Here is a 25,675-nt window from a genome sequence, read left to right as displayed (position 1 = left end):
GGGACCGAGAGGCTGCAGACGATGAGCGGGATCCCGGCGCGGGTCGACGCCGTCTGGCGGATCGACGGAGCGCGCGTCGTCGCGACGCTCGCGAAGATCACCGGCGACATCGGCCTCGCCGAGGATCTCGCGCAGGAGGCCGTGGTCGAGGCGCTGAAGCAGTGGCCGCGGGACGGTGTGCCGGACAACCCCGGCGGGTGGCTCGTCGCCGTCGCCAAGCGCCGGGCGATCGACCAGTGGCGACGGCGCGAACGACTCGACGACCGCTACCGGGTGATGGCGGCGACGCTGGAGGAGACCACAGAGGACGCGTGGGAGCCGATCGACGACGACGTGCTCCGCCTCGTGTTCACCGCGTGTCATCCCGCGCTGTCCCGGGAGGGCCAGGTCGCCCTCACCCTGCGCGTCGTCGCCGGGCTCGGCACGGCCGAGATCGCACGGATGTACTTCGTGCCGGTCGCGACGGTGCAGCAGCGCATCGTCAGGGCGAAGAAGACGATCGCCGCCGCGCACATCCCGTTCGCCTCCCCCGACCCCGCGGAGTGGAAGGAACGCCTCGAGGGCGTGCTCAGCGTCGTCTACCTCGTCTTCACCGAGGGGTACGCGGCGACGACCGGCCGCGAGTGGATGCGCGCAGAGCTCGCGAACGAGGCGCTCCGGCTGGGACGCATGGTGGCCGCGCTGCTGCCCCGGGAGCCCGAGGCGCACGGGCTCGTCGCCCTGATGGAGCTGCAGGCCGCGCGCTTCCCTGCGCGCACCCGGCCGGACGGCACCCCGGTGCTGCTGACCGAGCAGGACAGGACGCGCTGGGACCGCTCGCAGATCGTCCGGGGACGCGCAGCGCTGGCCCGAGCGGACGAGCTGGGACGCGGCCGCGGTCCGTACGCGCTGCAGGCGGCGATCGCCGAGTGCCACGCGGTCGCACCGAGCGCCGAGGAGACCGACTGGGACCGCATCGTTGTGCTGTACGAGGCGCTCGGGAGGATCGCGCCGAATCCGGTGGTGGAGCTGAACCGCGCGGCGGCGGTCTCGATGGCGACCGGACCGGCGAACGCACTGCGCATCGCGGACGAGCTCGCCGCGCGCGGCGCCCTGCGGGGCTCGCACCTGCTGCCGAGCGTGCGCGGCGAGCTGCTGGCCCGGCTCGGTCGCACCGAGGAGGCCGTCTCCGAGCTGACGACGGCGGCCGGCCTCACCGCGAACGAACGCGAGCGCGACGTGCTGCTCGCCAAAGCCGCCCGCCTCCGCGACGCCTGACCCGTCCCCCTCGCCCCGCCGCCCCACCGTCGAGTCCGCGATTTTTGCACGGTTATGAGGGTCGAAGCGTGCAAAGTTTGCGGACTCGACGGTGGGGCGGCGGGCGCGGGCGGCGGGGGCGTCAGGCGGTGGGAGCGGGGCGCTGCGGGAGGCCGTAGAAGGCGCGCTCGAAGACCTGGCGGGCCCGGCGCGTGACCGCCAGGTAGTCCTCCTCCAGCCGGGAGGCCGAGCCGGGCGGATACTCCATCAGCCGTGCGACGCCGTCGAGCGCGCTCCGATCGGACGGGAGCACGTCGGCCGTCTTGTCCGCCCACAGGGTCATCGCCGAGCGGGCCCGCGACGCGAACACCCACGCGTCGCGCATCCGCGCCGCGTCCTCGGCGGAGACGAACCCGTGCTCCGCCGCCGCGGCCAGCGCATCCAGGGTCGATGTCGTCCGCAGCGCGGGCACGGCGGCGGCGTGCTGCAGCTGGATGAGCTGGACGAACCACTCCACATCGCTCAGCGATCCGCGCCCCAGCTTCAGGTGGCGGGACGGATCGGCGCCCTGCGGCAGCCGCTCGTTCTCGACGCGTGCCTTGATCCGCTTCACCTCGCGGATCTCCTGCTCGCCGATGCTCTGCGGGTAGCGCACTTCGTCGGCGAGGTCGGTGAAGTCGGCGAGCAGCGCCGCGTCCCCGGCGATCCCCCGGGCGCGCAGCAGCGCCTGCGCCTCCCACGTCAGCGACCAGCGGCGATAGTAGGCGCGATACGAGTCGAGCGAGCGCGCGGGCGGCCCGTTCTTCCCCTCCGGGCGCAGGCCGATGTCGAGGTCGAGCGGGAGCCGGTTGTCCTCGGTCAGCCGGTTCAGCTCCGACACGATGGCGAGCGCGCTGCGGTTCGCCGCCTCCTGGTCGGCCGCCAGCGGACGGAACACGTACATCACGTCGGCGTCGGACCCGAAACCCAGCTCGCGGCCGCCGAACCGTCCCATCCCGATGACGGCGAACTCCAGCTGGTCGGCGTCGCCGCGGGCGAGCCGGATGGCCTGCAGCACACCGGAGATGATGTTCTCGGTGACGGCGGTGAGACCGTGGGCCAGCTCCTCGATCGTGGCGAAGCCGAGGATGCCGGAGAGCGCCAGGCGCAGGATCTCGCGGCGGCGCACCGCCCGGAGCGCCGCCGCGGCCGTGTCGACGGACTCGTGCCGGGCGAGGATCGCGGCCGTCTCCTCCCGCAGCAGCGCAGCGGAGCGGGGCCGCAGCTCGTCCTCGGTCTCGAGCCACGCGACGGACTCAGGGATGCGGCCCAGCAGCTCGCCGGCGAACCGCGACCCCGACAGCACGCGGGTGAGCCGTTCGGCCGCCCCCGTGGAGTCGCGGAGCATCCGCAGGTACCAGTGCGTGCCGCCGAGCTCTTCGCTGAGCCGTCGGAAGGTCAGGAGGCCGTAGTCCGGGTCGGGCCCGCTAGCGAACCACTGCAGCATGACGGGCAGCAGGTGCCGCTGGATCGCGGCGCGGCGCGAGACGCCGGAGGTGAGCGCGCCGATGTGCGCGAGCGCACCGCGCGGGTCGCGGAAGCCGATCGCCGCGAGTCGCGCCTCCGCCTGCTCGCTGGTGAGGCCCGCTCCCCCGGCCAGCCGCGCGTCGTCGGCTGGTGTCGCCGCGACCGCGCTGAGCAGCGGACGGTAGAACAGCCGCTCGTGCAGGCCGCGCACTCGGTGCTTGATCTGGTTCCACTGCACGAGCAGCCCGTCGGCGCTGGGCGCGAGGCCGGTGGCGCGGGCGAGGATGCGCACATCCGCTTCGTCTCGCGGCATCAGGTGCGTGCGGCTCAGCCGGCGGAGCTGGAGGCGGTGCTCCATCAGCCGCAGCGAGCGGTAGTCGTGCGAGAAGGTCGCCGCCTCTTCCCGCCCGACATAGCCCCGCGCGGCCAGCGCGGCGAGGGCCGAGAGGGTGTCGCGCTGCCGGACGGCGTCGTCGGTCTGGCCGTGCACGAGCTGGAGCAGCTGCACGGTGAACTCGACATCGCGCAGGCCGCCGGGCCCGAGCTTCACCTGGTAGTGCACCTCGTCGTCGGGGATGTGATCGGTGACGCGCTCGCGCATCCTCTGCACCGACTCCACGAAGTTCTCGCGGGAGGCGCTGCTCCACACCTTCGGCGCGAGGGCCGCGACGTACCGGTCCCCGAGCCCGGGATCGCCGGCGAGTGGCCGTGCCTTGAGGAGCGCCTGGAACTCCCATCCCTTCGCCCAGCGGTCGTAGTAGGCCACGTGCGAGTCGAGCGTGCGGACCAGGGCGCCGTCCTTGCCCTCCGGCCGCAGGTTCGGGTCGACCTCCCAGAGCCCCGGCTCGATCGCGGGCTCGTGGATGCCGCGCATCGTCAGCATCGCCAGGCGCGTCGCGATGTCCACCGCGCGGCCGGGCTCCAGTCCGGCGTCCTCGTCCCCTTCCGTTACGAAGATGACGTCGACGTCGCTGACGTAGTTCAGTTCGCGGGCGCCCGCCTTGCCCATCCCGATGATGGAGAACCGGGTGGCGCGCACCTGCTCCTCGGGGAAGCGGCCGGGCCCCGTCCCGATCGTCATGCGTCGCGCCACCGCCAGCGCGGCTTCGAGCGCGGCCGCTGCGAGGTCGGAGAGCGCCGCGGCGACGGCGTCGAACCCGCCGACGGGGTCGGCCTGCTCCAGGTCGAAGCTCGCCACCTGCACGAGGCGGCGGCGGTAGCGGATGCGGAGGCGCGTCCACGCGCTCTCGTCGGCGTCGGCAGCAACGCCGTCGACCGCTCCGACGACGGCCAGCAGGTCGGCGCGCACCTCGTCCGCAGACGGGAGCGCGGTGACGGGAGTCGCGAGCGCATCCACCTCGGCGGGCTGGCGGAGGAAGAACTCGGCGGCACCCTCCGATGCGCCGATCACGCGGAACAGCCGGCGGGCGTCGTCCTCGCTGCGGAACGCTCCCGCCGCCTGCTCGGGCGCCTGCCGCAGCAGCCGCAGAGCCGAGGCCAGCGCCGTGTCGGGGTCGGCTGCGGCCGACAGCGCCGCGATCAGCGTCTCGGGATCCAGACCGGTGCGGTCGGCGAGCTCGTCGAGGCCGTCGCGGACCGAGCTCAGCCCCACGAACCCGGCGCGCGCCAGGGCGGTGAGGGAGAGCTGCTGCCGCGTCACGACGAAGGGGTCAGAGGATCTCGAGGTTGGATCGCAGCTCGTACGGGGTGACCTGCGCCCGGTACTCCGCCCACTCCTTGCGCTTGTTGAGCAGGACGTAGTTGAAGGCCTGCTCGCCGAGCGTCTCGGCGACGAGCTCCGAGTCCTCCATCAGGGAGATGGCGTGGTCGAGGCTCGCGGGGAGCTGGCTGTAGCCGAGGGCACGGCGTTCTCCGTCGGACAGCGCCCAGACGTTGTCCTCGGCCTCCGGCGGGAGCTCGTACTGGCCTTCGATGCCCTTGAGGCCCGCGGCGAGCAGCAGCGAGAACGCCAGGTACGGGTTCGCGGCGGAGTCGATCGCACGGTACTCGACGCGCGAGCTCTGGCCCTTGCTCGGCTTGTAGAGCGGGACGCGGACGAGCGCCGACCGGTTGTTGTGGCCCCAGCTGACGAAGCTGGGCGCTTCGTCGCCGCCCCAGAGGCGCTTGTAGGAGTTGACGAACTGGTTCGTGACCGCGGTGATCTCGGGCGCGTGGCGCAGGAGACCCGCGATGAAGTGCCGGCCGATCTTCGACAGCTGGTACTGCGCGCCCGGCTCGAAGAAGGCGTTGGTGTCGCCCTCGAACAGCGACATGTGGGTGTGCATCCCGGATCCCGGGTGGCCGGAGAGCGGCTTCGGCATGAAGGTCGCGTACACGCCCTGCTCGATGGCCACCTCCTTGATGACCGTACGGAACGTCATGATGTTGTCGGCCGTGGTGAGGGCGTCCGCGTAGCGCAGGTCGATCTCGTTCTGGCCGGGGCCCGCCTCGTGGTGGCTGAACTCGACCGAGATGCCGAGGTCTTCCAGCATCCGCACCGAGCGGCGGCGGAAGTCGTGGGCGGTGCCTCCTGGGACGTTGTCGAAGTAGCCCGCCGAGTCGACCGGCTCCGGCCCCTCGGTGCCGAACGACGACGACTTGAGCAGGTAGAACTCGATCTCGGGATGCGTGTAGAAGGTGAAGCCGCGGTCGGCCGCCTTCTCCAGCGTCCGCTTGAGGACGTTGCGCGGGTCGGAGACGGCGGGCTGCCCGTCCGGCGTCGTGATGTCGCAGAACATGCGCGCGGTCGGGTCGACCTCGCCCCGCCACGGCAGGATCTGGAAGGTCGTGGCGTCCGGGAGCGCGAGCAGGTCGGACTCGTAGGCGCGGGTGAGGCCCTCGATGGCGGAGCCGTCGAAGCCGAGCCCCTCGCTGAACGCGCCCTCGACCTCGGCCGGGGCGATCGCGACGGACTTCAGGGTGCCGACGACGTCGGTGAACCACAGCCTCACGAACTTGACGCCACGCTCCTCGATCGTGCGAAGAACGAAGTCGCGCTGCTTGTCCATCCTGCCCCTTTCCTCGGCCGAGTCCAGACTACTGGGTGGTGGCAGCCTCAGCCCCGCAACGCGTCGGTGCAACACCGAAGCGGCGAGTGGTACACTCGGCTCATGCCGACACAACTCGCCCGAACTCAGATCACCCACACGCCGCACGTCCAGCGCGCACTGGACACGGCGCGGGAGCAGTGGTCCGACGATACGGACGGGAAGCTGCTCGTGCACCTCATCGAACTCGGCGAGCAGGCATTGCGTGAGAGTCGCAGCCGACAGATCGACGATCGACTGGCCGAGCTCGATCGGATCAGTGCCCGATACTCCGACCTCACCTTCGAGAGCCTGGACTCGATCCGCGAAGGTTGGCCGGAATGACGGTCGCCCTCGACGCCGGCGTCCTCATCGGCCTCCTCGATTCCACGGATGCCCACCATGCGGCGGCGCGGCGGATTTTCGCCGCCGGTCGCCGGTTCCTGGTGCATCCCGTGAACATCGGGGAGGCTCTCATCACACCCGAACGGGCCGGTCGCGGGCTCGAGGCCTATGAGGACCTGCAGCGGATCGGTGTTCTTCCGTCTCAGTTGGGAGCCAACGAGCCGCTGATCCTCGCCCGGGTCAGAGAACAGCACCGTCTCCGAATGTCCGATGCGTGCGCGCTGGCTGTCGCTGTCCATAACGACATCCCCCTCGTCACTTTTGACAAGCAACTCGCATCGGCCGCATCGACGAGAGGACTGTTGGAACCGGTTCCGGCCTGAGCCCGGCCGTCCCGATCTCCGTCACTAGACTGAGCCGCATGAGTGAGCAGTCACCGGTGCCCTCCGTCCATCCCGCGACCTCGTCGATGCAGTCGCTGAAACGGGTTCGCACCCGCCACTTCCAGGCGGCGAAGGAGGAGGGGTCGCCCTTCACCGGCCTGACGAGCTACGACATGCTCACCGCCCAGATCTTCGACGAAGCGGGGATCGACTTCCTCCTCGTCGGCGACTCCGCCGGCAACAACGTGCTCGGCTACGACACGACGCTTCCCGTGACGGTCGACGACCTCATCCCGCTGACGCGCGCGGTCGCGGGGGCCGTGAAGCGCGCCTTCGTCGTCGCGGACATGCCGTTCGGCTCGTACGAGACGGGCCCGCTGGAGGCGCTGCACACCGCCGTCCGCTTCATGAAGGAGACCGGGGCGCACGCGGTCAAGCTCGAGGGCGGCCGTCGCAGCGCCGAGCAGATCCGCCGGATCGTCGATGCGGGCATCCCCGTGATGGCGCACATCGGCTTCACCCCGCAGAGCGAGCACGGACTCGGCGGTCACCTCGTCCAGGGGCGCGGTCAGGCGGCGGACGACCTGCTCGCCGACGCCCACGCTGTGGAGGAGGCCGGGGCGTTCGCCGTGGTGCTCGAGATGGTGCCGGCCGAGGTGGCCAAGCGCGTCACCGCCGAGCTGCGCATCCCGACGATCGGGGTCGGCGCCGGCCCGCACGTCGACGGCCAGCTGCTGGTGTGGACGGACTGGGCCGGCTTCACGACCGGCCGCGTGCCCCGCTTCGTGAAGCAGTACGCCGACCTCAAGACCGTGCTCGCGGACGCGGCACGCGCCTACAAGGCGGACGTGCAGGAGCGCACCTTCCCGACCGACGAGCACAGCTTCTAGCGGTCACGCGACCGGCCGCCCACGGCTGAGCGGCCGGTCGTCGCGCGGCGGGCGGACGGGTGCCTAGCGACCGTCCTCGGCGTCCTCCTCGGCCCACTTGGCGGAGTTCTCGCGCAGCTTCTCGAGGGCGTGCTCGGCCTCGTCGCGGGTGTCGAACGGGCCGACGCGGTTCGGCGCGGGCGACAGGAAGCCCTGCTCGACCTCGCCGGTCTTCATGTTGTACCAGTACTTGTGCTCGGCATCCTGCTTGATGCCGTACTCGTCGCTCGTCATAAGGTTGATCGTATGCCCAAGGATTCCGCCGGTCACCTGATCCCCGGTCGTGTCACCCCGATGCGGCCCGTGCCGAGCCGGATCGCGCGCCCCGAGTACGTCGGGCGCCCCGGACCGGCTCCTTACACCCGCGGCGACGTCTACACGCCCGACGAGGTGGAGCTGATCCGCGAGTCCGGGCGGATCGCCGCCCAGGCGATCGAGCGCGTCGGCGAGGCGGTGCGCCCCGGCGTGACGACGGAGGAGCTCGACGCGATCGGGCACGAGTTCCTGCTCGCGCACGACGCCTACCCGTCGACCCTCGGCTACCGCGGCTATCCGAAGTCGATCTGCAGCTCGGTCAACGAGGTCATCTGCCACGGCATCCCCGACGACACCGTGATCGAGGACGGCGACATCGTCAACATCGACATCACCGCGTACAAGAACGGCTTCCACGGCGACAGCAACCAGACGTTCATCGCCGGCACGGCGTCCGCCGAGGTCACCGCCCTCGTCGAGCGCACCCGCGAGGCCCTGAACCGGGGCATCAAGGCGGTGGCCCCCGGCCGCCAGGTGAACGTCATCGGCCGGGCGATCGAGTCGTACGCCAAGCGCTTCGGCTACGGCGTCGTGCGCGACTTCACCGGTCATGGCGTCGGAGCCGCCTTCCACTCCGGCCTGATCATCCCGCACTACGACGCCGCGCCCGCCCACGACGACGTGATGGAGCCCGGGATGGTGTTCACGATCGAGCCGATGCTCACGCTGGGCACGCACGAGTGGGAGATGTGGGCCGACGACTGGACGGTGGTGACCCGCGACCGGAGCATCACCGCCCAGTTCGAGCACACCCTGGTCGTGACGGAGCGCGGCGCCGAGGTGCTCACGCTCCCCTGACCTCCTGGGGCCGGGCGGCGTCCTGGGGCCGGGCGACCGGCTCCGCCTCCTCCACCGGCTCCGCCTCCTCGACCGGGGCAGGGACGGCCGACCGTCCCGCTGCTCCGGCCCCCGCGGGCGACGGAAGCAGGAACGCGATCCCGACCCCGAGCACCGTCGCCGCCGTCGCCACCCAGAACGCGGTGTCGAACGCCGACGACACCGACGCCCCTCCCTGCACCGCAGCCTGCAGCAGCACCGCGAAGACCGCCGTGCCGAACGAGCCGCCCAGCTGCTGCGCGATCCGGGTCAGGATGCTGGAGTGCGCGATCTGCTCACCGGCCAGGCCTTGGTACGACGCGACCATCAACGGCATCGTGATCGCCCCGAGCCCGAAACCGCGGACGAACAGCGCGACGAGCAGCAGCGGATCGGCCGCCGCCGTGGGGTGGAGGGCGAACGGGACCGTCGAGACCGCGACCACCGCGAAGCCGACGACCGCGATCCACCGCGCGCCGATGCGGTCGATGAGACGACCGGCGATGGGACGGCAGGCGAGCGTGCCGAGCCCCTGCGGGACGAGCAGCAGCCCGGCGCCCAGCGCATCCGTCCCCCGCTGCTGCTGCCAGAACAGCGGCAGCAGCAGCATCGCGCCGTACAGGGCGACGCTCGACAGGAACAGCAGCGTGGATGCGGACCAGACCGAACGCACCCGTAGTAGCCGCACATCCACCAGGGCGGCGCCCCTCCGCCGGAGGGCCCACAGCACGAACGCGACGACCAGCACGGCGCCGGCAGCGAGCGGCAGCCAGGAGTCGAGGCGGGCGAACCCGCCGTCGAGCACCGAGTCGGACAGCCCGAGCAGGAGCCCGGCGAGTCCGGGCACGAGCAGCAGCACGCCGACCAGGTCGAGGCGGCGCTCCGGGTCGCGTCCACGGTCGGAGGGCAGCATCCGCCACGCCAGCAGCAGGCCGACGACGGAGAACGGGATGTTGACCCAGAACACCCAGCGCCAGTCGCCGAGCGCCAGGATGAGGCCGCCGATCACCGGGCCGAGGATGGGGCCCGCCATCGCGGGAAGCCCGACCACTGCCGAGACCCGGCCGAGCTGACGCCCTCCGGCCACCTCCATGATCATCGTCGTCATCACCGGGAGCATGAGCCCGCCCCCGACGCCCTGCAGCACCCGGAAGGCGATGAGGGAGTCCGCATTCCAGGCCAGCCCGGAGAGCACGGAGCCGACGAGGAAGATCGCGAGCGCCACCATCCACACCCGTTTGCCGCCCCAGCGGGCGAGGCACCACGCCGACAGCGGCACGGTCGCGGCGAGCGCGAGCAGGTACCCGGTGGTGACCCACTGGATCTGCGCGACCGTCGTGTGCAGGTCGCTCGCCAGGGTGTGCAGGGCGACGCTGAGGATGGTCGTGTCGAAGACCACCGCCAATGCGCCGATCACGAGCGCGGTCGCCGTCCGCACGACCACCCGATCCAGTCTGTCCGCCATGTCCGCTCCTTAAGATGCGTGTCTGTATCTTAACGAGAGCGTACGACGATCGGATAAGATGCGCAAATGGACTCTAATGAGACACCTGCCCGCCGCCGCCGGGGCGCTGCTCTCGAGAGCGCGCTGCTCGACGCCGCGTGGGACGAGCTCGACGAGCACGGCTACGCCGCCCTCACCATGGAGGCCGTCGCCACCCGCGCAGGCACCAGCCGGCCGGTGCTCGCCCGGCGCTGGGCGACCCGGAGCGATCTGGCGCTCGCGGCCATCCGGCACCACTTCGCGGCCGAGCCCATCCAGGTGTCCGATCACGGCAGCCTCCGCAAAGACACGCTCGACCTGCTGCGCCAGATGAACACCCGGCGTCGTGGGCTGGTGACCGAGGTGCTGCTGCGGTTCTCCGGCATCGTCAGCGAGTCCGACGGCGGCATCGCCGGCTTCCGCGAACGGCTGATCGGGGATCAGCCGACGCAGCTCCGCCTCATCCTCGAGCGCGCGGACGCCCGCGGCGAGATCGACCTCGCCCGCCTCTCCCCCGTCGTCGCCGACCTGCCGCTGACCCTCCTCCGCCACGAGATGCTCATGCGCCCCACCCCGGCCGACGACGAGACGCTCCAGTCGTTCGTGGACGATGTCTTCCTCCCGCTCGCCCGGGCGACCCGGTCGAACGGGGGCGGCGAGCAGTGAGGTTCCCGGCGGGGTAGATTCGAGGCATGACTTCGCAGAAGCACGCGATCGGCATCGACATCGGCGGAACGGGCATCAAGGGAGGCCTGGTCGACCTGTCGACCGGCGAGCTCATCAGCGACCGGGTCAAGCTGCCGACCCCCGACGGCGGCAAGCCGGACGACATCGTCGAGACGACGAAGGAGATCGTCGAGCGGCTGGCCCAGGAGGAGCCGGATGCCCCCGTCGGCGTCTGCTTCCCCGCGATCGTCAGCCACGGCGTCACCCTCTCGGCCGCGAACGTCTCGAAGGACTGGATCGGCCTCAACGCCGAGGAGCTGTTCGAGAAGGCCCTCGGGCGCGACATCCACTTCGTGAACGACGCCGATGCCGCGGGATACGCCGAGACGCGGTTCGGCGCAGCGAAGGGCAAGGACGGCCTCGTCATCATGACGACGCTGGGGACGGGGATCGGCTCCGCCCTCATCTACGACGGCATCCTCATCCCGAACGCAGAGCTCGGCCACCTGGAGATCGACGGGCACGACGCCGAGTCGCGGGCCGCCTACTCCGCGAAGGAGCGCGAAGACCTCAGCTGGGAGAAGTGGGCGAAGCGCCTGCAGAAGTACTACACCACGGTCGAGTTCCTGTTCACACCCGATCTCTTCATCGTCGGCGGCGGGGTGTCGAAGCACTACGAGGAGTTCCTCCCCCTGCTGAAGCTGAAGACCCCGATCGTCCCGGCGGTGCACCGCAACAACGCGGGCATCCTCGGGGCCGCAGCCCTCACCGTCCGCAACGAGCGCCGGGAGGCCGGCGAGCGCGGCCGCAGCGCCGAGGCCGGGACGCCGCAGGACGCGCCGGCCCCCACGCCGGCGTAATCGGACCATGCCGCGGGGTCGCCTCCGGGTGATGCTGGGTGCCGCCCCGGGCGTCGGCAAGACGTTCGCCATGCTCGAAGAGGGCGAGCGGCTCCGTGCGCTCGGGAAGGACGTCGTAGTCGCCGTCGTGGAGACCCACGGCCGCGCGGCGACGGCCGCGCTCGTCGACACGCTCGAGGTCGTGCCGCGGCGTACGGTGGAGCATCGCGGCGTCACGCTCACCGAGCTCGACCTGGATGCGGTGCTGCGTCGCAACCCCCGGGTCGCGCTGGTCGACGAGCTCGCCCACACGAACGCTCCCGGCTCGGAGCACGCGAAGCGCTGGCAGGACGTCGACACGCTGCTGGAGGCGGGGATCGACGTGATCTCGACCGTCAACATCCAGCACATCGAGTCGCTGAACGACGTGGTCGAGCAGATCACCGGGGTGCCGCAGCGCGAGACCATCCCGGATGCGGTGCTGCGGCGCGCTGACCGCATCGAGCTGGTCGACCTGGCCCCGCAAGCGCTGCGCGACCGGCTGGCCGACGGACTGGTGTACCCGGAGGCGCGCGTCGATGCCGCGCTGTCGAACTACTTCCGCCTCGGCAACCTGACCGCCCTGCGCGAACTGGCGCTGCTCTGGCTCGCCGACGAGGTGGACAACGCGCTGCTGCAGTACCGCGCCGAGCACGGCATCGCCGGAACGTGGGAGGCGCGGGAGCGCGTCGTCGTCGCGCTCACCGGCGGTCCGGAGGGCGAGACGCTGCTCCGGCGCGGCGCGCGCATCGCGGCGCGGAGCGCGGGCGGCGAGCTGCTCGCCGTGCACGTGACCAGCCAGGACGGCCTGCGCGAGGCACAGCCCGGCGCCCTCGCGGCGCAGCGCGCGCTGGTCGAGCAGCTCGGCGGCAGCTACCACCAGGTGGTCGGCGACGACATCCCGCGCGCGCTGGTCGAGTTCGCACGCGGCGAGAGCGCCACCCAGCTGGTGATCGGCGTGTCCCGCCGCAGCCGGCTGGCCGCGCTGCTGACCGGGCCGGGAATCGGCGCGACCGTCATCCGCGAATCCGGCGACATCGACGTGCACATCGTGTCGCACGCGCGCGCCGGAGGGCGGTTCTCGCTCCCGCGGCCGCGCGGCGGACTCACCGTGCGCCGCCGGGTGTACGGATTCGCCCTCGCCGTGATCGGCGGTCCGCTCCTGACGCTGCTGCTCACCAGCGTCCGGTCGAGCGAGTCGATGACGGCGGATGTGCTCAGCTATCAGCTGCTCGTCGTCCTCGTCGCCCTCGTCGGCGGGATCTGGCCGGCCCTCTTCGCGGCGCTGCTCTCCGGGCTGACCCTCGACTTCTTCTTCGTCGACCCGCTGTACACCATCACCGTCGGCGAGCCGCTGCACCTGCTCGCGCTCATCCTGTTCGTCATCATCGCGGCGCTCGTCAGCCTGGTGGTCGACCAGGCGGCCCGTCGCAGCCGTGCTGCTCTCCGGGCCGCCGCCGAGGCGGAACTGCTGGCGACCGTCGCCGGGGGCGTCATCCGCGGCGAGGATGCGCTGCAGGCGCTCGTGGCCCGCACCCGGGAGGCGTTCGGGCTGAGCGAGGTCCGGCTGGTGGTCGCCGACCCGGACGGCGGAACGACCGTCGGGGCCGCCGACGGCGAGGCGACCGCGTCGGAGCCGGTGCAGCGGATCCCGGTCGGCCCCGGCGCCGCAGACGACCGGAACGGCGCGGGCGGTCGAGCAGCCGGCGCATCCGGGCCGCGCGAGACCGCGACCCTCGAGCTGCACGGCCGCGACCTGGAGGCGAGCGACCGCCGGCTGCTGTCGGCCATCGTCGCCCAGTTGGAGGCCGCCCTCGAGCACCGCCGCCTGACGGCCACCGCCGCCGAGCTGGCGCCCCTCGCCGAAGCCGACCGCGTGCGCAGCGCCCTGCTCGCCGCCGTCGGACACGACCTCCGCCGTCCGCTCGCCGCAGCGACCGCCGCGGTGACCACGCTGCGCCAGTCCGACCTCGCCCTCGGCGACGACGACCGCGAGGCGCTGCTCGAGACCGCGGAGGACAGCCTCCATTCGCTCGCCTCGCTCGTCACCGACCTGCTCGACGCCAGCCGCGTGCAGGCCGGGGCGCTCGCGGTCTCCCTCGCTCCGACCGAGGTCGACGACGTGGTGCTGCCGGCCCTGGACGAGCTGGGAGTCGGCCCCGGCGACGTGGAGCTGGACCTGAGCGCGCAGGTCCCGCCGATGCTGGCCGACGGCGTCCTGCTGCAGCGCGTGATCGTCAACCTGCTGGGCAACGCCCTCCGCTACAGCCCGCCGGACGCCCGGCCGGTGCTCGCCGCCAGCGAGTTCGGCGGGATGGTGCAGCTGCGCGTCATCGACCGCGGACCGGGCATCCCCGCCGAGCGCCGCGAGGCCGTGTTCGCCCCGTTCCAGCGGCTCTCGGACACCGACAACGGGGCCGGGATCGGCCTGGGGCTCGCCCTCTCGAAGGGATTCGTCGAGGGGATGGGAGGGACGCTCGAGGCGGAGGACACGCCGGGCGGCGGCCTCACCATGGTCGTGTCCCTCCCCGCAGCACGGAAGGTGGACGAGTGAAGGTCCTGATCGCCGACGACGACCCGCAGATCCTGCGGGCGCTCCGCATCCTGCTCACCGCGCGCGGCTACCACGTGCTCACGGCCCGCACCGGCGCCGAGGCGCTGAGCGTCGCCGTCGACCAGCATCCCGACCTGGTGATGCTCGATCTGGGCATGCCCGAGCTGAACGGCATCGAGGTCATCGAGGGGCTCCGCGGCTGGACGAGCGTCCCCATCCTCGTCGTCTCCGGCCGCACCGGCTCCGGCGACAAGGTCGACGCCCTCGACGCCGGCGCCGACGACTACGTCACCAAGCCGTTCGCGGCGGACGAGCTGCTCGCCCGCATCCGCGCTCTCACCCGGCGTCAGAGCACCACGGCGGACGAGCCGACCGTGACCTTCGGCGACGTGACGGTCGACCTGGCCGCGCACCAGGTGACGCGGCGCGACGGAGGCGAGGCCCATCCGGTCCGGCTGACACCGACGGAGTGGCAGATCCTGGAGGTGCTGCTGCGGAACCCGCGGCGCCTGGTGACGCGCCAGTCCCTCCTGACCCAGGTGTGGGGTCCGCAGTTCACGACGGACACCGGCTACCTGCGGCTCTACCTCTCACAGCTGCGGAAGAAGCTGGAGCCGGAGCCGTCGCGGCCGCGCTACCTGCTGACGGAGCCCGGCATGGGCTACCGGTTCACGCCCGACGGAGCCGACGCCGACGCGCCCTGACGGCACATTCGGCACGAATGTGCGTTGTGCGAGCCCGAAAGCGCACATTCGGCACGAATGTCGCGAGGGAATGGGCCGGCTGATACGCCGGGTTCTGTCACGGTGCGAGCACCGCGGACGGCCATCTATCTCGGGACGACGTTGCCGCCGCCCTCCAGCGGTCTACCCGGGGACGAGACGAGCAGCCTCATGGTCCCCTGTCCGACCTTGCTCCGGGCGAGGTTTACCCAGCCGGCCGGGTCACCCCGGCCGCTGGTGGTCTCTTACACCACCGTTTCACCCTTACCGCGGGCCGAAGCCTGCGGCGGTCTGCTTTCTGTTGCACTTTCTCGCGGGTTGCCCCGGGTGGGTGTTACCCACCGCCCTGCTCTGCGGAGCCCGGACGTTCCTCGGCGGCCCGCTCTCGCGGACCGACGCGACCGTCTTGCCGACCCATTCCGGGCTCAACGATAGCGCAGGCGTCAGAGTCCGGAGTCCTCACCGCGCACCAGGATGGCGCCGCTGTCCGGGCACAGCACGACATCGTCGGCCGCGGCACGACGGATGTCGGAGAGGTCCGACTCGGTCAGCTTCACGTTCGACCCCATCGAGACGCCGCGGATGAGCGCGGCGGCGCCCACACCGTAGCGGGCGCGCTGGCGCTCGTACAGTTCGATCAGATCGGCCGGCAGCGCCTCCGCGATGGTGGCGCGGTCCTTGGCCAGCGCCGTACGCTGCACCTCCAGCTTGCCCGCCTCCTCGTCGCGCTGCGCTTCGAGGGCGGCGACACGCGCACCCAGCTCGGCGCGCTCCCCCTCGACCCCGGCGAGCGCCTGCTCGAGGTCCTCCACGCGCTGCATGACGGTGAGCTCGATCTCCTCCAGGTCGTTCTTGCGCTTGGCGAGGGACGCGAGCTCAGCTTCGAGCGCCTGCACGTCCTTCATCGAGGCGGACTGCTGCACGCGGTCCGAGTCGCGCTTCGCCCGCGCGTCGACGATCTGGACGTCCGACTCGATGCGCTTGAGCTCGGCCCTGGCGTCCTCCAGTTCGCCGGTCGCGGCGATCCAGCGCGCGCGCAGCGCTTCGACCTCCGGCTGCAGCTTCACGAGCTCGGCCGACTGCGGCAGGTTCTTCGTGGCGTGCGCGAGCTGCGCCAGGCGGGTGTCGGCGGCCTGGAGGCGCAGGAGCTCGTTCTGGTCGGCGGGACTGGCTTTCACGGTGCGGTGCTTCCTTCGTGCGAGGTGGTCATTGCAGGATGACGAAATCCCAGGGGTCGGTGCGGAGCTCGCTGACGACGACCTCCACTCCGGGCAGCGCCGTGCGGAGCTGCTCGGCGGCGGTGTCGAGCCAGAGCCACTCGCTCGCCCAGTGCGAGACGTCGAGCAGAGCGGGACCGCCGCCGAGCACCGCTTGCTCGCGCGCTTCGGAGGCGGGATGGTGCCGCAGGTCGGCGGTGATGTAGACGTCGGCGCCGCGGACGGCGTCGCTCCCGAGCAGGGAGTCGCCCGCGCCGCCGCAGACGGCCACCCGGGTGACCGGCTGGTGATAGTCGCCGGAGGCCCGGACTCCCCCTGCCGTGGGCGGGAGCACCTCGGCGAGCGCGCGGGCGAGCTGACCGAGCGTCGTGGGCTGCGGCAGGTCGCCGACGCGGCCGATGCCCGTCACGCCGTCGGCCGCCGGCGAGATCGGCCGGGTGTCGCGGAGGCCGAGGCGGGCCGCGAGCACGTCGCTGGTTCCGTCTGCGACCACGTCTGCGGTGGTGTGCGCGGCGTACAGGGCGACGCCGCCGCGGATCAGCCGGGCGAGCAGTGCGCCCTTGTAGCGGTCCTCCGCGATGCTCGTGACGCCGCGGAGCAGCAGCGGATGGTGGGACACCAGGAGGTCGGCGCCGAGTTCGACCGCTTCGTCCACGGTGCCCGCCACCGCATCCACCGACAGCAGGATGCGCTCGATCGCGGCGTCGGGATCGCCCGTCACCAGCCCGACCGCATCCCAGCTCTCGGCACCCGCGAGCGGCCAGAGCTGCTCGATGGTGTCACGGACGGAGGCGAGGGTGTGCGGCACGTCGTTCAGCCTACGGGATGCGGCCGGAGCGGCACCCGGCGGACCAGGGATGTGGACAGCGCTCCGGCCTGTGGAGGGACAGCGCGAATCAGGCCGCTGCCGCCTCCTGCTTCCGCACCGCGGGAACGGCGGTCACGAGCACTCCGAACATCCCGATCGCCAGAGCGATGACCACGCCGATGTTGCTCGCGCCGATCCCCGCGTTCGGGTCGACGCCCACCAGCCGGAACAGGTAGCCCTCCCACGCCAGCCACGGCAGCGGCGAGCTGACGGTGCCGAGCCCGACGGCCGTCGCGCCCGCCAGCAGGGCGAGGTTGGTCCACCGCCAGTCCGGGTAGACGCCCCCGCGGGTGAGCAGCGACGCCTGGTGGAAGCGCCGGGTGCGCAGCATCATCTCGCCGGAGAACACGCCCACCCACGCCGCGACCGGAACCGCGAGAGCGGTGGGGACGCCGCGGATGACCGTGGAGAGGTCGGTCACCGTCGCGGCCAGGGCGACGCCGACTGCGGCGATGGCGGCTCCCGCGATCAGCGTGCTCCAGCGACGCCCGAGCTTCACGCCGGAGGCATCGAGGGTGAACCCCGCGGAGTAGACCGTCAGCACGAGAGCGGACACCAACGACAGGCCCACCGCGAGCAGCAGCGGCGCGGGATACCACGCGGGCAGCCCGAGCTGCACGAGGCCCCGGACCGGATCGCGCGCGAGCTCGGCGCCGAGACCCGGGTTGGATGCGGCCAGCAGCCCGCCGTACGACACCAGCAGGAGCGGAGGCACCCCGGCCCCGAACGTCGCCCACAGCATCGCCGCGCCCCCGGACGAGAGCGGGCGCTGGTAGCGCGCGACCTCGGCGCCGCTCATCGACCAGGCCAGTCCGACATAGCTGAACACGAGGACGGCGCCCGTGACGACGTGCGTCCACAGCGCGTCGGGCACGGCGAGCGCGCGGGACACATCCACATGTCGCCACGTCGCGGCCACCATCAGGGCGATGAGCGCGGCGGAGGCGATGGTCAGCACCAGCTGCACCCGCGCGACGAGCGCATAGCCGACGTAGGCGATCGCCACCGCGACCAGGATGGTCACGGCGAGCGCCGCGGACGTCGCGAGGACCGCGTTCCCCGGCCAGTTCTCCGAGACGGTCAGGGCGCCGGCGGCCGATCCCGCGAGCCAGAGCAGCACGGACCCCCAGAACAGCTTGACGATCAGCGCCAGCACGGTCGGGACGATGTTCCCGACGAGCCCGAACGACGCCCGCGACACGACGAGGGTGGGCTGGCCGCTCCACTTGCCCGCGAGGGTTCCGAGACCGAGCGGCAGGAAGGACAGCGCGACGCCGACGAGGGTGGCGACGAGCAGCTGCCGCAGGCTCAGTCCGAGCACGAAGAGCGTCGCGCCGACCCCGACGCTGATCAGAGAGGAGGTGGCCGCGAACCAGAGCCAGAACATCCGGGATGCGCGTCCGACGCGGCGATCCACGGGAGTGGGTTCGAGGTCGGCGGACTCGGGGGCGAAGAGCCAGCGGATCCGACCCGGGGAGGCGGCGGACGCGGCTGCGGGGGCGGCCACGGCGGCCACATCGCCGGTGGCGGCAGGGGATGCCGTGACGGCGACGGGTGTTACGGTCGTGGCGCCCTCGTCGTCACGCGCGCCGCCGGCGGAGGTCTCTGGCGCGATCGGCGCCGCGGCGGCGGCAGGCGTCACGACCGGGACGGCCGGGACGACCGGAACCGGTTCCGAGTCGCGCGGCGCCAGTTCCTCCGGCACGAGTCCGAGCGGCTCGGCGCGGACGAGCGGCGGATAGGCCGGCGGAGCGACGGCCGGCTCCGGCTCGCGGTCGGGCGCCGGCGCGGGACCGCGAGCCGGAGCCGGCGCAGAGGCATGACGGCCCGGCCGGTGCAGCTCGTCCGTGGCTTCCGGCTCCCGTTCCGCCGCCGGCAGCGCGTGAGCGCCCGTGTGCGGCGCCGGCTCCGGCTCGCTGTGCTGGATCGGGATGGCCGCCGTCGCCACCCACGGGCTGAAGGTCGGCTGGGGCCCGGTCGGCTCCCGGCGGACCGGGAGATCGTCGAAGCTGATGGCCTGCGTCGGCGGGCCGCTCCCCTCGTCCGCGTCGTCATCCCCGTCGCCGTGCGCGTCGTCATCCGCGTCGTCGTCTGCCCCGTCGGCCCGGTCGTCGCCGCCTGCCGCGTCCTCCTCGACGCGCGGCGTCTCGGAACGGATGATCGGGATGGCGGACGTGATGCGCGCGACCTCGTCCTCGAGCACGCTCGCCAGCTCGTCGTCGCTGTGCCGATCGGCCGCTCCCCGGTCCATGGCCCCAGACTACGACGCGCCGTCACCCAGCAGCAGAGCCTCCGTCCCGAGCGCACCACCCCCACCGTCGAGTCCGCACAGATTGCACGTTTCAGGGCGAGAAGCGGTAAGTCTCTGCGGACTCGGCGGTGGGGAGGGAAGTAGCATCGGGGTGTGAGCCAGATTGCGACCCCGTACGAGGACCTCCTGCGCGACGTGCTGACGAACGGCACCCACAAATCCGATCGGACGGGGACGGGGACGCGCAGCGTCTTCGGCCGGCAGCTGCGGTTCGACCTCGCCGACGGCTTCCCGCTGATCACCACGAAGCGCGTCCACTTCAAGTCGATCGCGTACGAGCTGCTGTGGTTCCTGCGCGGCGAGAGCAACGTCGCCTGGCTGCGCGAGAACGGCGTCACCATCTGGGACGAGTGGGCGGACGCCGACGGCGAGCTCGGCCCGGTCTACGGGGTCCAGTGGCGGTCCTGGCCGGCGCCGGACGGCCGGCACATCGACCAGATCCAGCAGGTCATCGACACCCTCCGCAGCGACCCCGACTCGCGCCGCATCATCGTCTCCGCGTGGAATGTCGCCGACATCCCGAACATGGCGCTCGCTCCGTGCCACGCGTTCTTTCAGTTCTACGTGGCCGACGGCAAGCTCTCCTGCCAGCTGTATCAGCGCAGCGCGGACATGTTCCTCGGCGTCCCGTTCAATATCGCCTCCTACGCGCTGCTGACCCTCATGGTCGCCCAGCAGGTGGGCCTCGAGCCCGGAGAGTTCGTCTGGACCGGCGGCGACGTCCACATCTACGACAACCACATCGAGCAGGTGACCGAGCAGCTCACGCGCGACCCCTATCCCGCGCCGACGCTGCGCTTCGCACGCAAGCCGGACAGCATCTTCGACTACCGCTTCGAGGACTTCGTGGTCGAGGACTACCAGCACCACCCGGCGATCCGGGCCGCCGTCGCCGTATGACGATCGCACTGATCTGGGCGCAGGCCCATAACCGGGTGATCGGCGCGGGCGGCGTGATGCCCTGGCACCTGACCGAGGACCTCCGCCACTTCCGCGCCCTCACCGGCGACGATCCGGTGGTGATGGGGCGCCGCACCTGGGAGTCGCTTCCCGAGCGCTACCGGCCCCTCCCCGGCCGCGACAACATCGTGGTGACACGCCAGAGTGACTGGGCGGCGCCCGGCGCGATCGTGACGCACTCGGTGAAGGAGGCCCTCGCTTCGGCGGCGGACTCCCCCACCGTCTGGGTGATCGGCGGCGCCGAGCTGTACCGGCAGACGCTGCCGACGGCCGACCGCTTGGAGGTCACCGAGATCGACCTCGACATCGCGGGCGACACCCGTGCGCCGGAGCCGGGCGACGGCTGGGAGATCGACGCAGGCGACTGGCTCACCGGCTCGAACGGGATGCGCTACCGCTTCGTCAGCTACACGCGCTGACGATCAGGTCAGCCCGGCGACCAGGTTGACCGTCGCGGCGACGATGACCGTCCCGAACACGTACGAGAGCAGCGTGTGCCGCAGCACCGTCGCACGGATGAACGCGTTCTGGATGTTCGTGTCCGACACCTGGAACGTCATCCCGAGCGTGAACGCCAGGTACGCGAAGTCGCTGTACCGCGGCGGCTCCTCCTGGTTGAAGTCGATGCCGCCGCCCGTCCGGTAGTAGATGCGGGCGTAGCGGAGCGTGTACACGGTGTGCACGAGCGTCCAGGAGAGGGCGACGCTCACGATCGCCAGCAGCGCCACCCCGAGCTGCGCTCCGCCCTTGAGAGATTTCGCATCGACCAGGATGAAGACGACGGCCACCACGCTCGCCACCGACGCGAGGATCAGCAGCAGGTCGGTGGTGCGCCGGCCCGGATCCTCCAGCGTGGCGTGGTCCTTCGTGGTGTCGGCGTCAAGCCGCCAGACGGACAGCCAGACCCAGGCGATGTAGACGATGCAGGCGGCCGCCCACCCCGCGATGGCCGCGTAATGCCAGGCGTTCAGCAGCCCGACGACCACGGCGACCACCACTCCGGAGCCGATGGCGGTCGTCATCTTCGCGCGGGTCCGGCCGCGGCCCTTCTGCAGATCGTCGGTCACACTCCGGATGTTCGCACACGCCGGCTGGGCGCGCCGTGAAGCAGCGCCGGTACGATCGATGACGTGACGTCAGCAGCCCACTCCGCCTCCGCCCTCCGGCCCTCCCCCCTGGCCGACCTCGACACCGCCGCGCTCCGCGAGGCGCACTCCGCGTTCGCCCGCGCCTACGACGACCTGAAGGCCGCCGGCCTGAAGCTCGACCTCACGCGCGGCAAGCCGTCGGCCGAGCAGCTCGACCTCTCCGACGACCTGCTGCACCTGCCCGACGGGCGCTACCGGGATGCGGCGGGCACCGACCTGCGCAACTACGGCGGACCGACGGGCCTGGCGGAGCTCCGGGCGATCTTCGCGGACGCGCTCCGCGTGCCGGTCGGGCAGCTCCTGGCGCTCGGCAACTCCAGCCTGACCCTCATGCACGACACGATCGCGTTCGCGCTGCTGCACGGCGTGCCGGGCGGCGAGCTGCCGTGGAGCAGCCGCCCGATCAGCTTCCTCGCGCCGGTCCCCGGCTACGACCGGCACTTCACCATCGCCGAGCGGTTCGGCATCCGGCTCATCCCGGTGCCCTCCGACGACAACGGTCCCGACATCGAGGCGGTCGCGTCCCTGCTGGAGACGGATGACAGCATCCGCGGCATGTTCTGCGTCCCCGTCTACTCGAACCCGACCGGCGCCGTGTACTCGGAGGAGGTCGTGCGGGCGCTCGTCTCCCTGCCCGCGGCGGACGACTTCCGGCTGATCTGGGACAACGCCTACGCGGTCCACCACCTCTCCGACGAGCGGCCGGAGCCGATCGATGTGCTCGCCCTCGCCGCCGAGGCCGGAAACCCGGACCGCCCGCTCGTGTTCGCCTCCACCTCGAAGGTGACCTACCCGGGCGCCGGCGTCGCGTTCTTCGGCGCCTCCCCGGCCAACGTCGAGTGGATGCTGCACAACCTCTCCGCGCAGAGCATCGGCCCCGACAAGCTCAACCAGCTGCGGCACGTCGAGCTGCTCCGCGACGCGGACGGCCTCGCCGCGCACATGGAGAAGCACCGCGCCATCCTCGAACCGAAGTTCGCGGCGGTCGATGCGGCGTTCCGCGAGCGGCTCGCGCCGTGGGGCGGGGGCACCTGGACGGCGCCCAGCGGGGGCTACTTCGTCAGCCTCGATGTGCTCGACGGTGCCGCGAAGCGTGCCGTGCAGCTGGCCAAGGAGGCGGGGATCGCGGTCACTCCGGCCGGGGCGACCTTCCCGTACGGCGACGACCCGCGCGACGCGAACATCCGCATCGCCCCGACCTTCCCTCCGCTCGACGAGCTGACGACCGCGCTCGACGGGCTCTGCACGGCGATCCTCCTCGCCGAGGCGGAGACCCTGCTGTCCGCGCGGGACTGAGCAGCATGGCCGGCTGGACCGTCCGCGCCAGCACGGAGGACGACTGGCAGGCGTACCGCGCGCTGCGGTTCGAGATGCTCGAGGATGCGCCGATCGCGTTCCTGGAGACGCTCGATCACGCGCGGACGCATCCCGATGAGCACTGGCGCCGGCGCGCGGCAAACACATCGTCCACGAGCCGGCTGTTCGCCGCGGTGGCGGACGACGGTCGCTGGCTGGGCAGCATGGGCGGGTACCAGTCCGCGCCGACGCGCGAGCCGTACCTGGTCGGCGTCTACGTGACCCCGGACTGGCGCGGGCACGAGCACGGCATCACCGACGCTCTGCTGGATGCGGTGATCGACTGGGCACGCAGCCGCGGCGACCGCTTGCTGCTGGAGGTGCACGAGGACAACGCGCCCGCCATCCGCTCGTATCTGCGCCGCGGCTTCACATTCACCGGCCGCACGCAGCCCTACCCGCTCGACCGCACCGCCGACGAGCGCGAGATGCAGCTCCCCCTCCTCCCCCGATCCCTCTGACCCCCACCGCCCGCTCCTGAGTTTTTCGGGTTCTCCGACGGCGTGCCGGGCGAAATACTCAGGAGCTGACGGTGTGAGGGATGCGGGAGCGGTCAGACCTCGCCGAAGCCGGTGTCGACCAGGTCGGCGAGCGCGTCGACCGCGGCACGGCCGTCCGGATCGTCGGAGGCGATGCGGGCCGTGGAGCCCGCGGTGAGCCCGAGCGACATGATGCCCAGGAGGCTCTTCGCGTCCTTGCCGTTCACGGTCACCTTCACCGGGAAGGTGTTCGCGAGCTTCACGAACTCCGCCGCCGGCCGGGCGTGGAGCCCCTCCGGGTTGCGGACGAGGACCTCGCGCTCATACGGACCGGCGGACGCGGGCTCTGCCGCCGGCTCTGCTGCCGCCTCTGCTGAGGCGGCCGTGCTGCCTTCCCGCCCCGCCCACGCATCGACGGCGCCCTCGGCCGCGGCCACGACCTCGTCCAGGCCGCCGCCGGACTCCGCGGCGACAGCCGCCGCGACACCGCCCTCGACGAACGGCACGTCCACCACGCGCACGCGGGACCGCTGCTCGTCGTCGAGCATGTCGAGCACGGTCTCCGCCGTGAGCAGCGCCGAGCCGAGATCGCTGATCACCACGACGCCGTCACCGCTGTCGGCCTCCGACACCGCGGACATCACCTTCGTGAAGCTGGTGCCGATGCCGTCGTCGTCGGTTCCGCCCGCGGCGACCAGCCGCACCGAACCGGCCATCTGACCGGCGAGCTGCACCATCCCCGCGGCGATCTGGGAACTGTGCGAGACGAAGACGACGCCGACCTTCGCGGTCATCCGGCCGCCTCGGCGGTCTGCGCCGCAGCCCGCAGGAGCAGCGCGGTCGACTGGGCGCCCGGGTCGCGGTGCCCGGCCGACCGCTCGCCGAGGTAGCTCGCACGCCCCTTCCGGGCGACGAGCGGCTCGGTGGCCACCGCTCCCTTCTCGGCGGCCTCCGCCGCGGCCGCCAGGATGCCGGCGGCCGAGGCCCCGGACTCCTGGGCGGCCGCAGCGGCGTCGACCGCCGGCGTCCACGCGTCGATCATGGTCTTGTCGCCGGGTTCGGCCTTTCCGCGGGACACGATGCCGTCGCGCGCGGCCGTCAGGGCCGCGACGAGCGACGCCTCGTCGATCGCGGCGGCGTCCCCGACGGGATCCGCCGCCTTGAGGAACGCCGTGCCGTAGAGCGGACCGGACGCACCTCCCACCGTCGAGATCAGGGTCATGGCGACCGACCGCAGGGCCGCGTTCGGCGTGGTGTCGTCCGGCAGCTTCTCCAGCGCGATGACCGATGCGCGCAGCCCGCGGTCCATGTTCTCGCCGTGGTCGCCGTCGCCGATCTCCCGGTCGAGCGTGTTCAGCTCCTGCTTGTGCTCGCCGATGGATTCCGCCGCGGCGGAGATCCACTGCCTCACCCAGTTCGTGTCCAGCGTCATCGACGCGTCCTCCTCATTGTCGGTTCCGGCTTGCTACAGGCCCCAGCGGAGCGCCGCGGTGTGGACGGGCGCGTCCCACAGCTGCGTCAGCTCGTCGTCCAGCTTCAGGAGCGAGATGGATGCGCCCTGCATCTCGAGCGACGTCACGTAGTTGCCCACGAGCGAGCGGCTGAGCGTGATGCCGCGCTCGTCGAGCACTTCGGCCGCACGACGGAACAGGATGTACAGCTCCGACAGCGGTGTCCCGCCCATGCCGTTCACGAACAGCAGCACCTGCGAGCCGTCGAAGGAGAGGTCGGTGAGGATCGCATCCATCATCCGGTCGACCAGGCGATCGGCCGGCTCCAGCTTGATGCGCTCGCGCCCCGGCTCGCCGTGGATGCCGACGCCGAACTCGATCTCGTCCTCGGGGAGCACGAAACCGGGCTCGCCGGCGTGCGGCACCGTGCCGTCCGTCAGGGCGAGGCCGATCGAGCGGACGTTCGCGTTGACGCGCTCGGCGACGGCCGTGACCGCGTCGAGGTCGTCTCCGCGGTCGGCAGCCGCCCCGGCGATCTTCTCGACGAGGACGGTGCCCGCGACGCCGCGCCGGCCGGCGGTGTACAGGGAGTCCTGCACGGCGACGTCGTCGTTGGTCACCACGGAGCGGACGGTGATGCCCTCCGCGGCCACCAGGTCGGCAGCCGTCTCGAAGTTGAGCACGTCGCCCGTGTAGTTCTTGACGATGTGGAGGACACCGGCGCCGCCGTCCGCGGCCTTGGTGGCCTCGACGATCGGCATAGGCGTCGGCGAGGTGAAGACCTCGCCAGGCACGGCCGCGTCCAGCATCCCCTTGCCCACGAAGCCGGCGTGGAGCGGCTCGTGGCCGCTGCCACCGCCGCTGACGAGACCGACTTTGCCCTGCACCGGGCCGTCGGCCCGGGAGACGAAGCGCGGATCCTGGGACACCTTCACGATGTCCGCGTGCGCTCGGCCGAAGCCCGCGAGGGACTCGGCCACGACGTCCGGGACGTCGTTGATGAGCTTCTTCATCGAAACCCTTCCT

The 25,675-nt window shown here is 71.8% G+C and carries 24 protein-coding genes and 1 other RNA gene; 13 read left to right on the top strand and 12 right to left on the bottom strand.

All coding sequences use genetic code 11. From position 1 onward, the window contains the following. Positions 1–21: 21 nt before the first annotated feature. Positions 22–1,257 (top strand): RNA polymerase sigma factor, encoded by a 1,236-nt coding sequence (locus BLW09_RS06810; RefSeq protein WP_089910197.1) that lies wholly within the window; start codon positions 22–24, stop codon positions 1,255–1,257. A gap of 121 nt (positions 1,258–1,378) precedes the next feature. On the opposite strand, the gene BLW09_RS06805 is transcribed toward BLW09_RS06810, so the two are convergent. Next, on the bottom strand, positions 1,379–4,402 hold the full coding sequence (locus BLW09_RS06805; protein WP_089910194.1) for a bifunctional [glutamine synthetase] adenylyltransferase/[glutamine synthetase]-adenylyl-L-tyrosine phosphorylase: 3,024 nt from the start codon (positions 4,400–4,402) through the stop codon (positions 1,379–1,381). Between the two features lie 10 nt (positions 4,403–4,412). Further along, the gene (glnA, locus tag BLW09_RS06800) at positions 4,413–5,750 is read right to left on the bottom strand and encodes a type I glutamate--ammonia ligase (RefSeq protein ID WP_089910191.1); all 1,338 of its coding nucleotides are present in this window, start codon (positions 5,748–5,750) and stop codon (positions 4,413–4,415) included. 102 nt (positions 5,751–5,852) lie between these two features. On the opposite strand from glnA, the gene BLW09_RS06795 reads away from it, so the two are divergent. The 3 genes from BLW09_RS06795 to panB are packed head-to-tail and all read left to right on the top strand — an operon-like array spanning position 5,853 to position 7,386. After that, positions 5,853–6,113 (top strand): hypothetical protein, encoded by a 261-nt coding sequence (locus BLW09_RS06795; RefSeq protein ID WP_089910188.1) that lies wholly within the window; start codon positions 5,853–5,855, stop codon positions 6,111–6,113. Continuing rightward, positions 6,110–6,496: a type II toxin-antitoxin system VapC family toxin gene (locus BLW09_RS06790; protein WP_089910185.1), complete on the top strand. Its 387-nt coding sequence runs from the start codon at positions 6,110–6,112 to the stop codon at positions 6,494–6,496. Before BLW09_RS06795 ends, BLW09_RS06790 begins: the two co-directional genes overlap by 4 nt. Before the next feature lie 38 nt (positions 6,497–6,534). After that, complete coding sequence (gene panB / locus BLW09_RS06785; protein ID WP_089910180.1) at positions 6,535–7,386, top strand: 3-methyl-2-oxobutanoate hydroxymethyltransferase; 852 nt, start codon at positions 6,535–6,537, stop codon at positions 7,384–7,386. Positions 7,387–7,449: 63 nt separating this feature from the next. On the opposite strand, the gene BLW09_RS06780 is transcribed toward panB, so the two are convergent. Beyond that, positions 7,450–7,659, bottom strand: coding sequence for an SPOR domain-containing protein (locus tag BLW09_RS06780; RefSeq protein WP_018191320.1), 210 nt, complete (start codon positions 7,657–7,659; stop codon positions 7,450–7,452). A gap of 12 nt (positions 7,660–7,671) precedes the next feature. On the opposite strand from BLW09_RS06780, the gene map reads away from it, so the two are divergent. Then, on the top strand, positions 7,672–8,538 hold the full coding sequence (map, locus tag BLW09_RS06775; protein ID WP_089910177.1) for a type I methionyl aminopeptidase: 867 nt from the start codon (positions 7,672–7,674) through the stop codon (positions 8,536–8,538). Here the strand turns inward: map and BLW09_RS06770 are convergent. Continuing rightward, complete coding sequence (locus BLW09_RS06770) at positions 8,525–10,021, bottom strand: MDR family MFS transporter (RefSeq protein ID WP_231947108.1); 1,497 nt, start codon at positions 10,019–10,021, stop codon at positions 8,525–8,527. The two genes, map and BLW09_RS06770, sit on opposite strands and share 14 nt — an antisense overlap. 66 nt (positions 10,022–10,087) lie before the next feature. Between BLW09_RS06770 and BLW09_RS06765 the strand changes: the two genes are divergently transcribed. From BLW09_RS06765 to BLW09_RS06750, 4 genes are read left to right on the top strand one after another with little or no spacing between them, the layout of a single operon-like run. Beyond that, positions 10,088–10,705, top strand: coding sequence for a TetR/AcrR family transcriptional regulator (locus BLW09_RS06765; protein ID WP_089910174.1), 618 nt, complete (start codon positions 10,088–10,090; stop codon positions 10,703–10,705). Between the two features lie 26 nt (positions 10,706–10,731). Continuing rightward, positions 10,732–11,565 (top strand): polyphosphate--glucose phosphotransferase, encoded by an 834-nt coding sequence (gene ppgK, locus BLW09_RS06760; protein WP_089910171.1) that lies wholly within the window; start codon positions 10,732–10,734, stop codon positions 11,563–11,565. 7 nt (positions 11,566–11,572) lie between these two features. After that, positions 11,573–14,137 (top strand): ATP-binding protein, encoded by a 2,565-nt coding sequence (locus BLW09_RS06755; protein ID WP_089910170.1) that lies wholly within the window; start codon positions 11,573–11,575, stop codon positions 14,135–14,137. Then, complete coding sequence (locus BLW09_RS06750) at positions 14,134–14,841, top strand: response regulator (protein WP_089910167.1); 708 nt, start codon at positions 14,134–14,136, stop codon at positions 14,839–14,841. Before BLW09_RS06755 ends, BLW09_RS06750 begins: the two co-directional genes overlap by 4 nt. Before the next feature lie 67 nt (positions 14,842–14,908). Here the strand turns inward: BLW09_RS06750 and rnpB are convergent. The 4 genes from rnpB to BLW09_RS06730 all read right to left on the bottom strand — a co-directional run bounded on the left by rnpB (position 14,909) and on the right by BLW09_RS06730 (position 19,195). Next, positions 14,909–15,276: RNase P RNA component class A (gene rnpB / locus BLW09_RS06745), an RNA gene on the bottom strand. Positions 15,277–15,302: 26 nt separating this feature from the next. Further along, a complete protein-coding gene (locus tag BLW09_RS06740; protein ID WP_089910166.1) occupies positions 15,303–16,037 on the bottom strand; it encodes a zinc ribbon domain-containing protein in 735 nt (244 codons plus the stop codon). A 28-nt stretch (positions 16,038–16,065) separates the two neighbouring features. Next, on the bottom strand, positions 16,066–16,884 hold the full coding sequence (locus tag BLW09_RS06735; protein ID WP_089910164.1) for a Nif3-like dinuclear metal center hexameric protein: 819 nt from the start codon (positions 16,882–16,884) through the stop codon (positions 16,066–16,068). 88 nt (positions 16,885–16,972) lie between these two features. After that, entirely contained in the window at positions 16,973–19,195 is a 2,223-nt protein-coding gene (locus BLW09_RS06730; RefSeq protein ID WP_089910161.1) for a purine-cytosine permease family protein, read from the bottom strand. A gap of 153 nt (positions 19,196–19,348) precedes the next feature. Between BLW09_RS06730 and BLW09_RS06725 the strand changes: the two genes are divergently transcribed. After that, positions 19,349–20,155, top strand: coding sequence for a thymidylate synthase (locus BLW09_RS06725; RefSeq protein ID WP_089910158.1), 807 nt, complete (start codon positions 19,349–19,351; stop codon positions 20,153–20,155). Then, complete coding sequence (locus BLW09_RS06720; RefSeq protein WP_089910155.1) at positions 20,152–20,634, top strand: dihydrofolate reductase; 483 nt, start codon at positions 20,152–20,154, stop codon at positions 20,632–20,634. Before BLW09_RS06725 ends, BLW09_RS06720 begins: the two co-directional genes overlap by 4 nt. Before the next feature lie 3 nt (positions 20,635–20,637). Here the strand turns inward: BLW09_RS06720 and BLW09_RS06715 are convergent, their stop codons facing one another. Beyond that, on the bottom strand, positions 20,638–21,237 hold the full coding sequence (locus BLW09_RS06715; RefSeq protein WP_089916687.1) for a DUF1345 domain-containing protein: 600 nt from the start codon (positions 21,235–21,237) through the stop codon (positions 20,638–20,640). A gap of 108 nt (positions 21,238–21,345) precedes the next feature. Between BLW09_RS06715 and BLW09_RS06710 the strand changes: the two genes are divergently transcribed. Both BLW09_RS06710 and BLW09_RS06705 read left to right on the top strand, forming a co-directional pair. Further along, positions 21,346–22,659 carry an aminotransferase class I/II-fold pyridoxal phosphate-dependent enzyme gene (locus BLW09_RS06710; protein ID WP_089910152.1) on the top strand — a complete coding sequence of 438 codons (1,314 nt, stop codon included), beginning with the start codon at positions 21,346–21,348 and terminating at the stop codon, positions 22,657–22,659. Between the two features lie 5 nt (positions 22,660–22,664). Next, positions 22,665–23,180: a GNAT family N-acetyltransferase gene (locus BLW09_RS06705; protein ID WP_089910150.1), complete on the top strand. Its 516-nt coding sequence runs from the start codon at positions 22,665–22,667 to the stop codon at positions 23,178–23,180. A 92-nt stretch (positions 23,181–23,272) separates the two neighbouring features. Here the strand turns inward: BLW09_RS06705 and dhaM are convergent, their stop codons facing one another. The 3 genes from dhaM to dhaK are packed head-to-tail and all read right to left on the bottom strand — an operon-like array spanning position 23,273 to position 25,662. Then, the gene (dhaM, locus tag BLW09_RS06700; protein ID WP_089910148.1) at positions 23,273–23,992 is read right to left on the bottom strand and encodes a dihydroxyacetone kinase phosphoryl donor subunit DhaM; all 720 of its coding nucleotides are present in this window, start codon (positions 23,990–23,992) and stop codon (positions 23,273–23,275) included. After that, the gene (gene dhaL / locus BLW09_RS06695; RefSeq protein ID WP_089910145.1) at positions 23,989–24,630 is read right to left on the bottom strand and encodes a dihydroxyacetone kinase subunit DhaL; all 642 of its coding nucleotides are present in this window, start codon (positions 24,628–24,630) and stop codon (positions 23,989–23,991) included. The genes dhaM and dhaL overlap by 4 nt, the downstream gene beginning before the upstream one ends. Positions 24,631–24,663: 33 nt before the next feature. Then, entirely contained in the window at positions 24,664–25,662 is a 999-nt protein-coding gene (dhaK, locus tag BLW09_RS06690; RefSeq protein ID WP_089910143.1) for a dihydroxyacetone kinase subunit DhaK, read from the bottom strand. Between the last annotated feature and the right edge of the window lie 13 nt (positions 25,663–25,675).

Origin of the sequence: Leifsonia sp. 21MFCrub1.1, from assembly GCF_900107895.1 — a bacterium.
Classification (GTDB): Bacteria; Actinomycetota; Actinomycetes; order Actinomycetales; family Microbacteriaceae; genus Leifsonia; species Leifsonia soli.
Note: the sequence above shows the minus strand (reverse complement) of the source record. Positions and strands in the feature narration are given on the sequence as shown.

Excerpts from the sequence above, each read along its gene's own strand:
- glnA (WP_089910191.1), bottom strand. The coding sequence starts at position 5,750 with ATGGACAAGCAGCGCGACTTCGTTCTTCGCACGATCGAGGAGCGTGGC.
- panB (WP_089910180.1), top strand. The coding sequence starts at position 6,535 with ATGAGTGAGCAGTCACCGGTGCCCTCCGTCCATCCCGCGACCTCGTCG.
- map (WP_089910177.1), top strand. The coding sequence starts at position 7,672 with ATGCCCAAGGATTCCGCCGGTCACCTGATCCCCGGTCGTGTCACCCCG.
- dhaL (WP_089910145.1), bottom strand. The coding sequence starts at position 24,630 with ATGACGCTGGACACGAACTGGGTGAGGCAGTGGATCTCCGCCGCGGCG.
- BLW09_RS06730 (WP_089910161.1), bottom strand. The coding sequence starts at position 19,195 with ATGGACCGGGGAGCGGCCGATCGGCACAGCGACGACGAGCTGGCGAGC.
- BLW09_RS06765 (WP_089910174.1), top strand. The coding sequence starts at position 10,088 with ATGGACTCTAATGAGACACCTGCCCGCCGCCGCCGGGGCGCTGCTCTC.
- BLW09_RS06790 (WP_089910185.1), top strand. The coding sequence starts at position 6,110 with ATGACGGTCGCCCTCGACGCCGGCGTCCTCATCGGCCTCCTCGATTCC.
- BLW09_RS06780 (WP_018191320.1), bottom strand. The coding sequence starts at position 7,659 with ATGACGAGCGACGAGTACGGCATCAAGCAGGATGCCGAGCACAAGTAC.
- BLW09_RS06810 (WP_089910197.1), top strand. The coding sequence starts at position 22 with ATGAGCGGGATCCCGGCGCGGGTCGACGCCGTCTGGCGGATCGACGGA.
- BLW09_RS06720 (WP_089910155.1), top strand. The coding sequence starts at position 20,152 with ATGACGATCGCACTGATCTGGGCGCAGGCCCATAACCGGGTGATCGGC.
- BLW09_RS06715 (WP_089916687.1), bottom strand. The coding sequence starts at position 21,237 with ATGACGACCGCCATCGGCTCCGGAGTGGTGGTCGCCGTGGTCGTCGGG.
- BLW09_RS06770 (WP_231947108.1), bottom strand. The coding sequence starts at position 10,021 with ATGGCGGACAGACTGGATCGGGTGGTCGTGCGGACGGCGACCGCGCTC.
- ppgK (WP_089910171.1), top strand. The coding sequence starts at position 10,732 with ATGACTTCGCAGAAGCACGCGATCGGCATCGACATCGGCGGAACGGGC.
- BLW09_RS06705 (WP_089910150.1), top strand. The coding sequence starts at position 22,665 with ATGGCCGGCTGGACCGTCCGCGCCAGCACGGAGGACGACTGGCAGGCG.
- BLW09_RS06755 (WP_089910170.1), top strand. The coding sequence starts at position 11,573 with ATGCCGCGGGGTCGCCTCCGGGTGATGCTGGGTGCCGCCCCGGGCGTC.
- BLW09_RS06795 (WP_089910188.1), top strand. The coding sequence starts at position 5,853 with ATGCCGACACAACTCGCCCGAACTCAGATCACCCACACGCCGCACGTC.
- dhaM (WP_089910148.1), bottom strand. The coding sequence starts at position 23,992 with ATGACCGCGAAGGTCGGCGTCGTCTTCGTCTCGCACAGTTCCCAGATC.
- dhaK (WP_089910143.1), bottom strand. The coding sequence starts at position 25,662 with ATGAAGAAGCTCATCAACGACGTCCCGGACGTCGTGGCCGAGTCCCTC.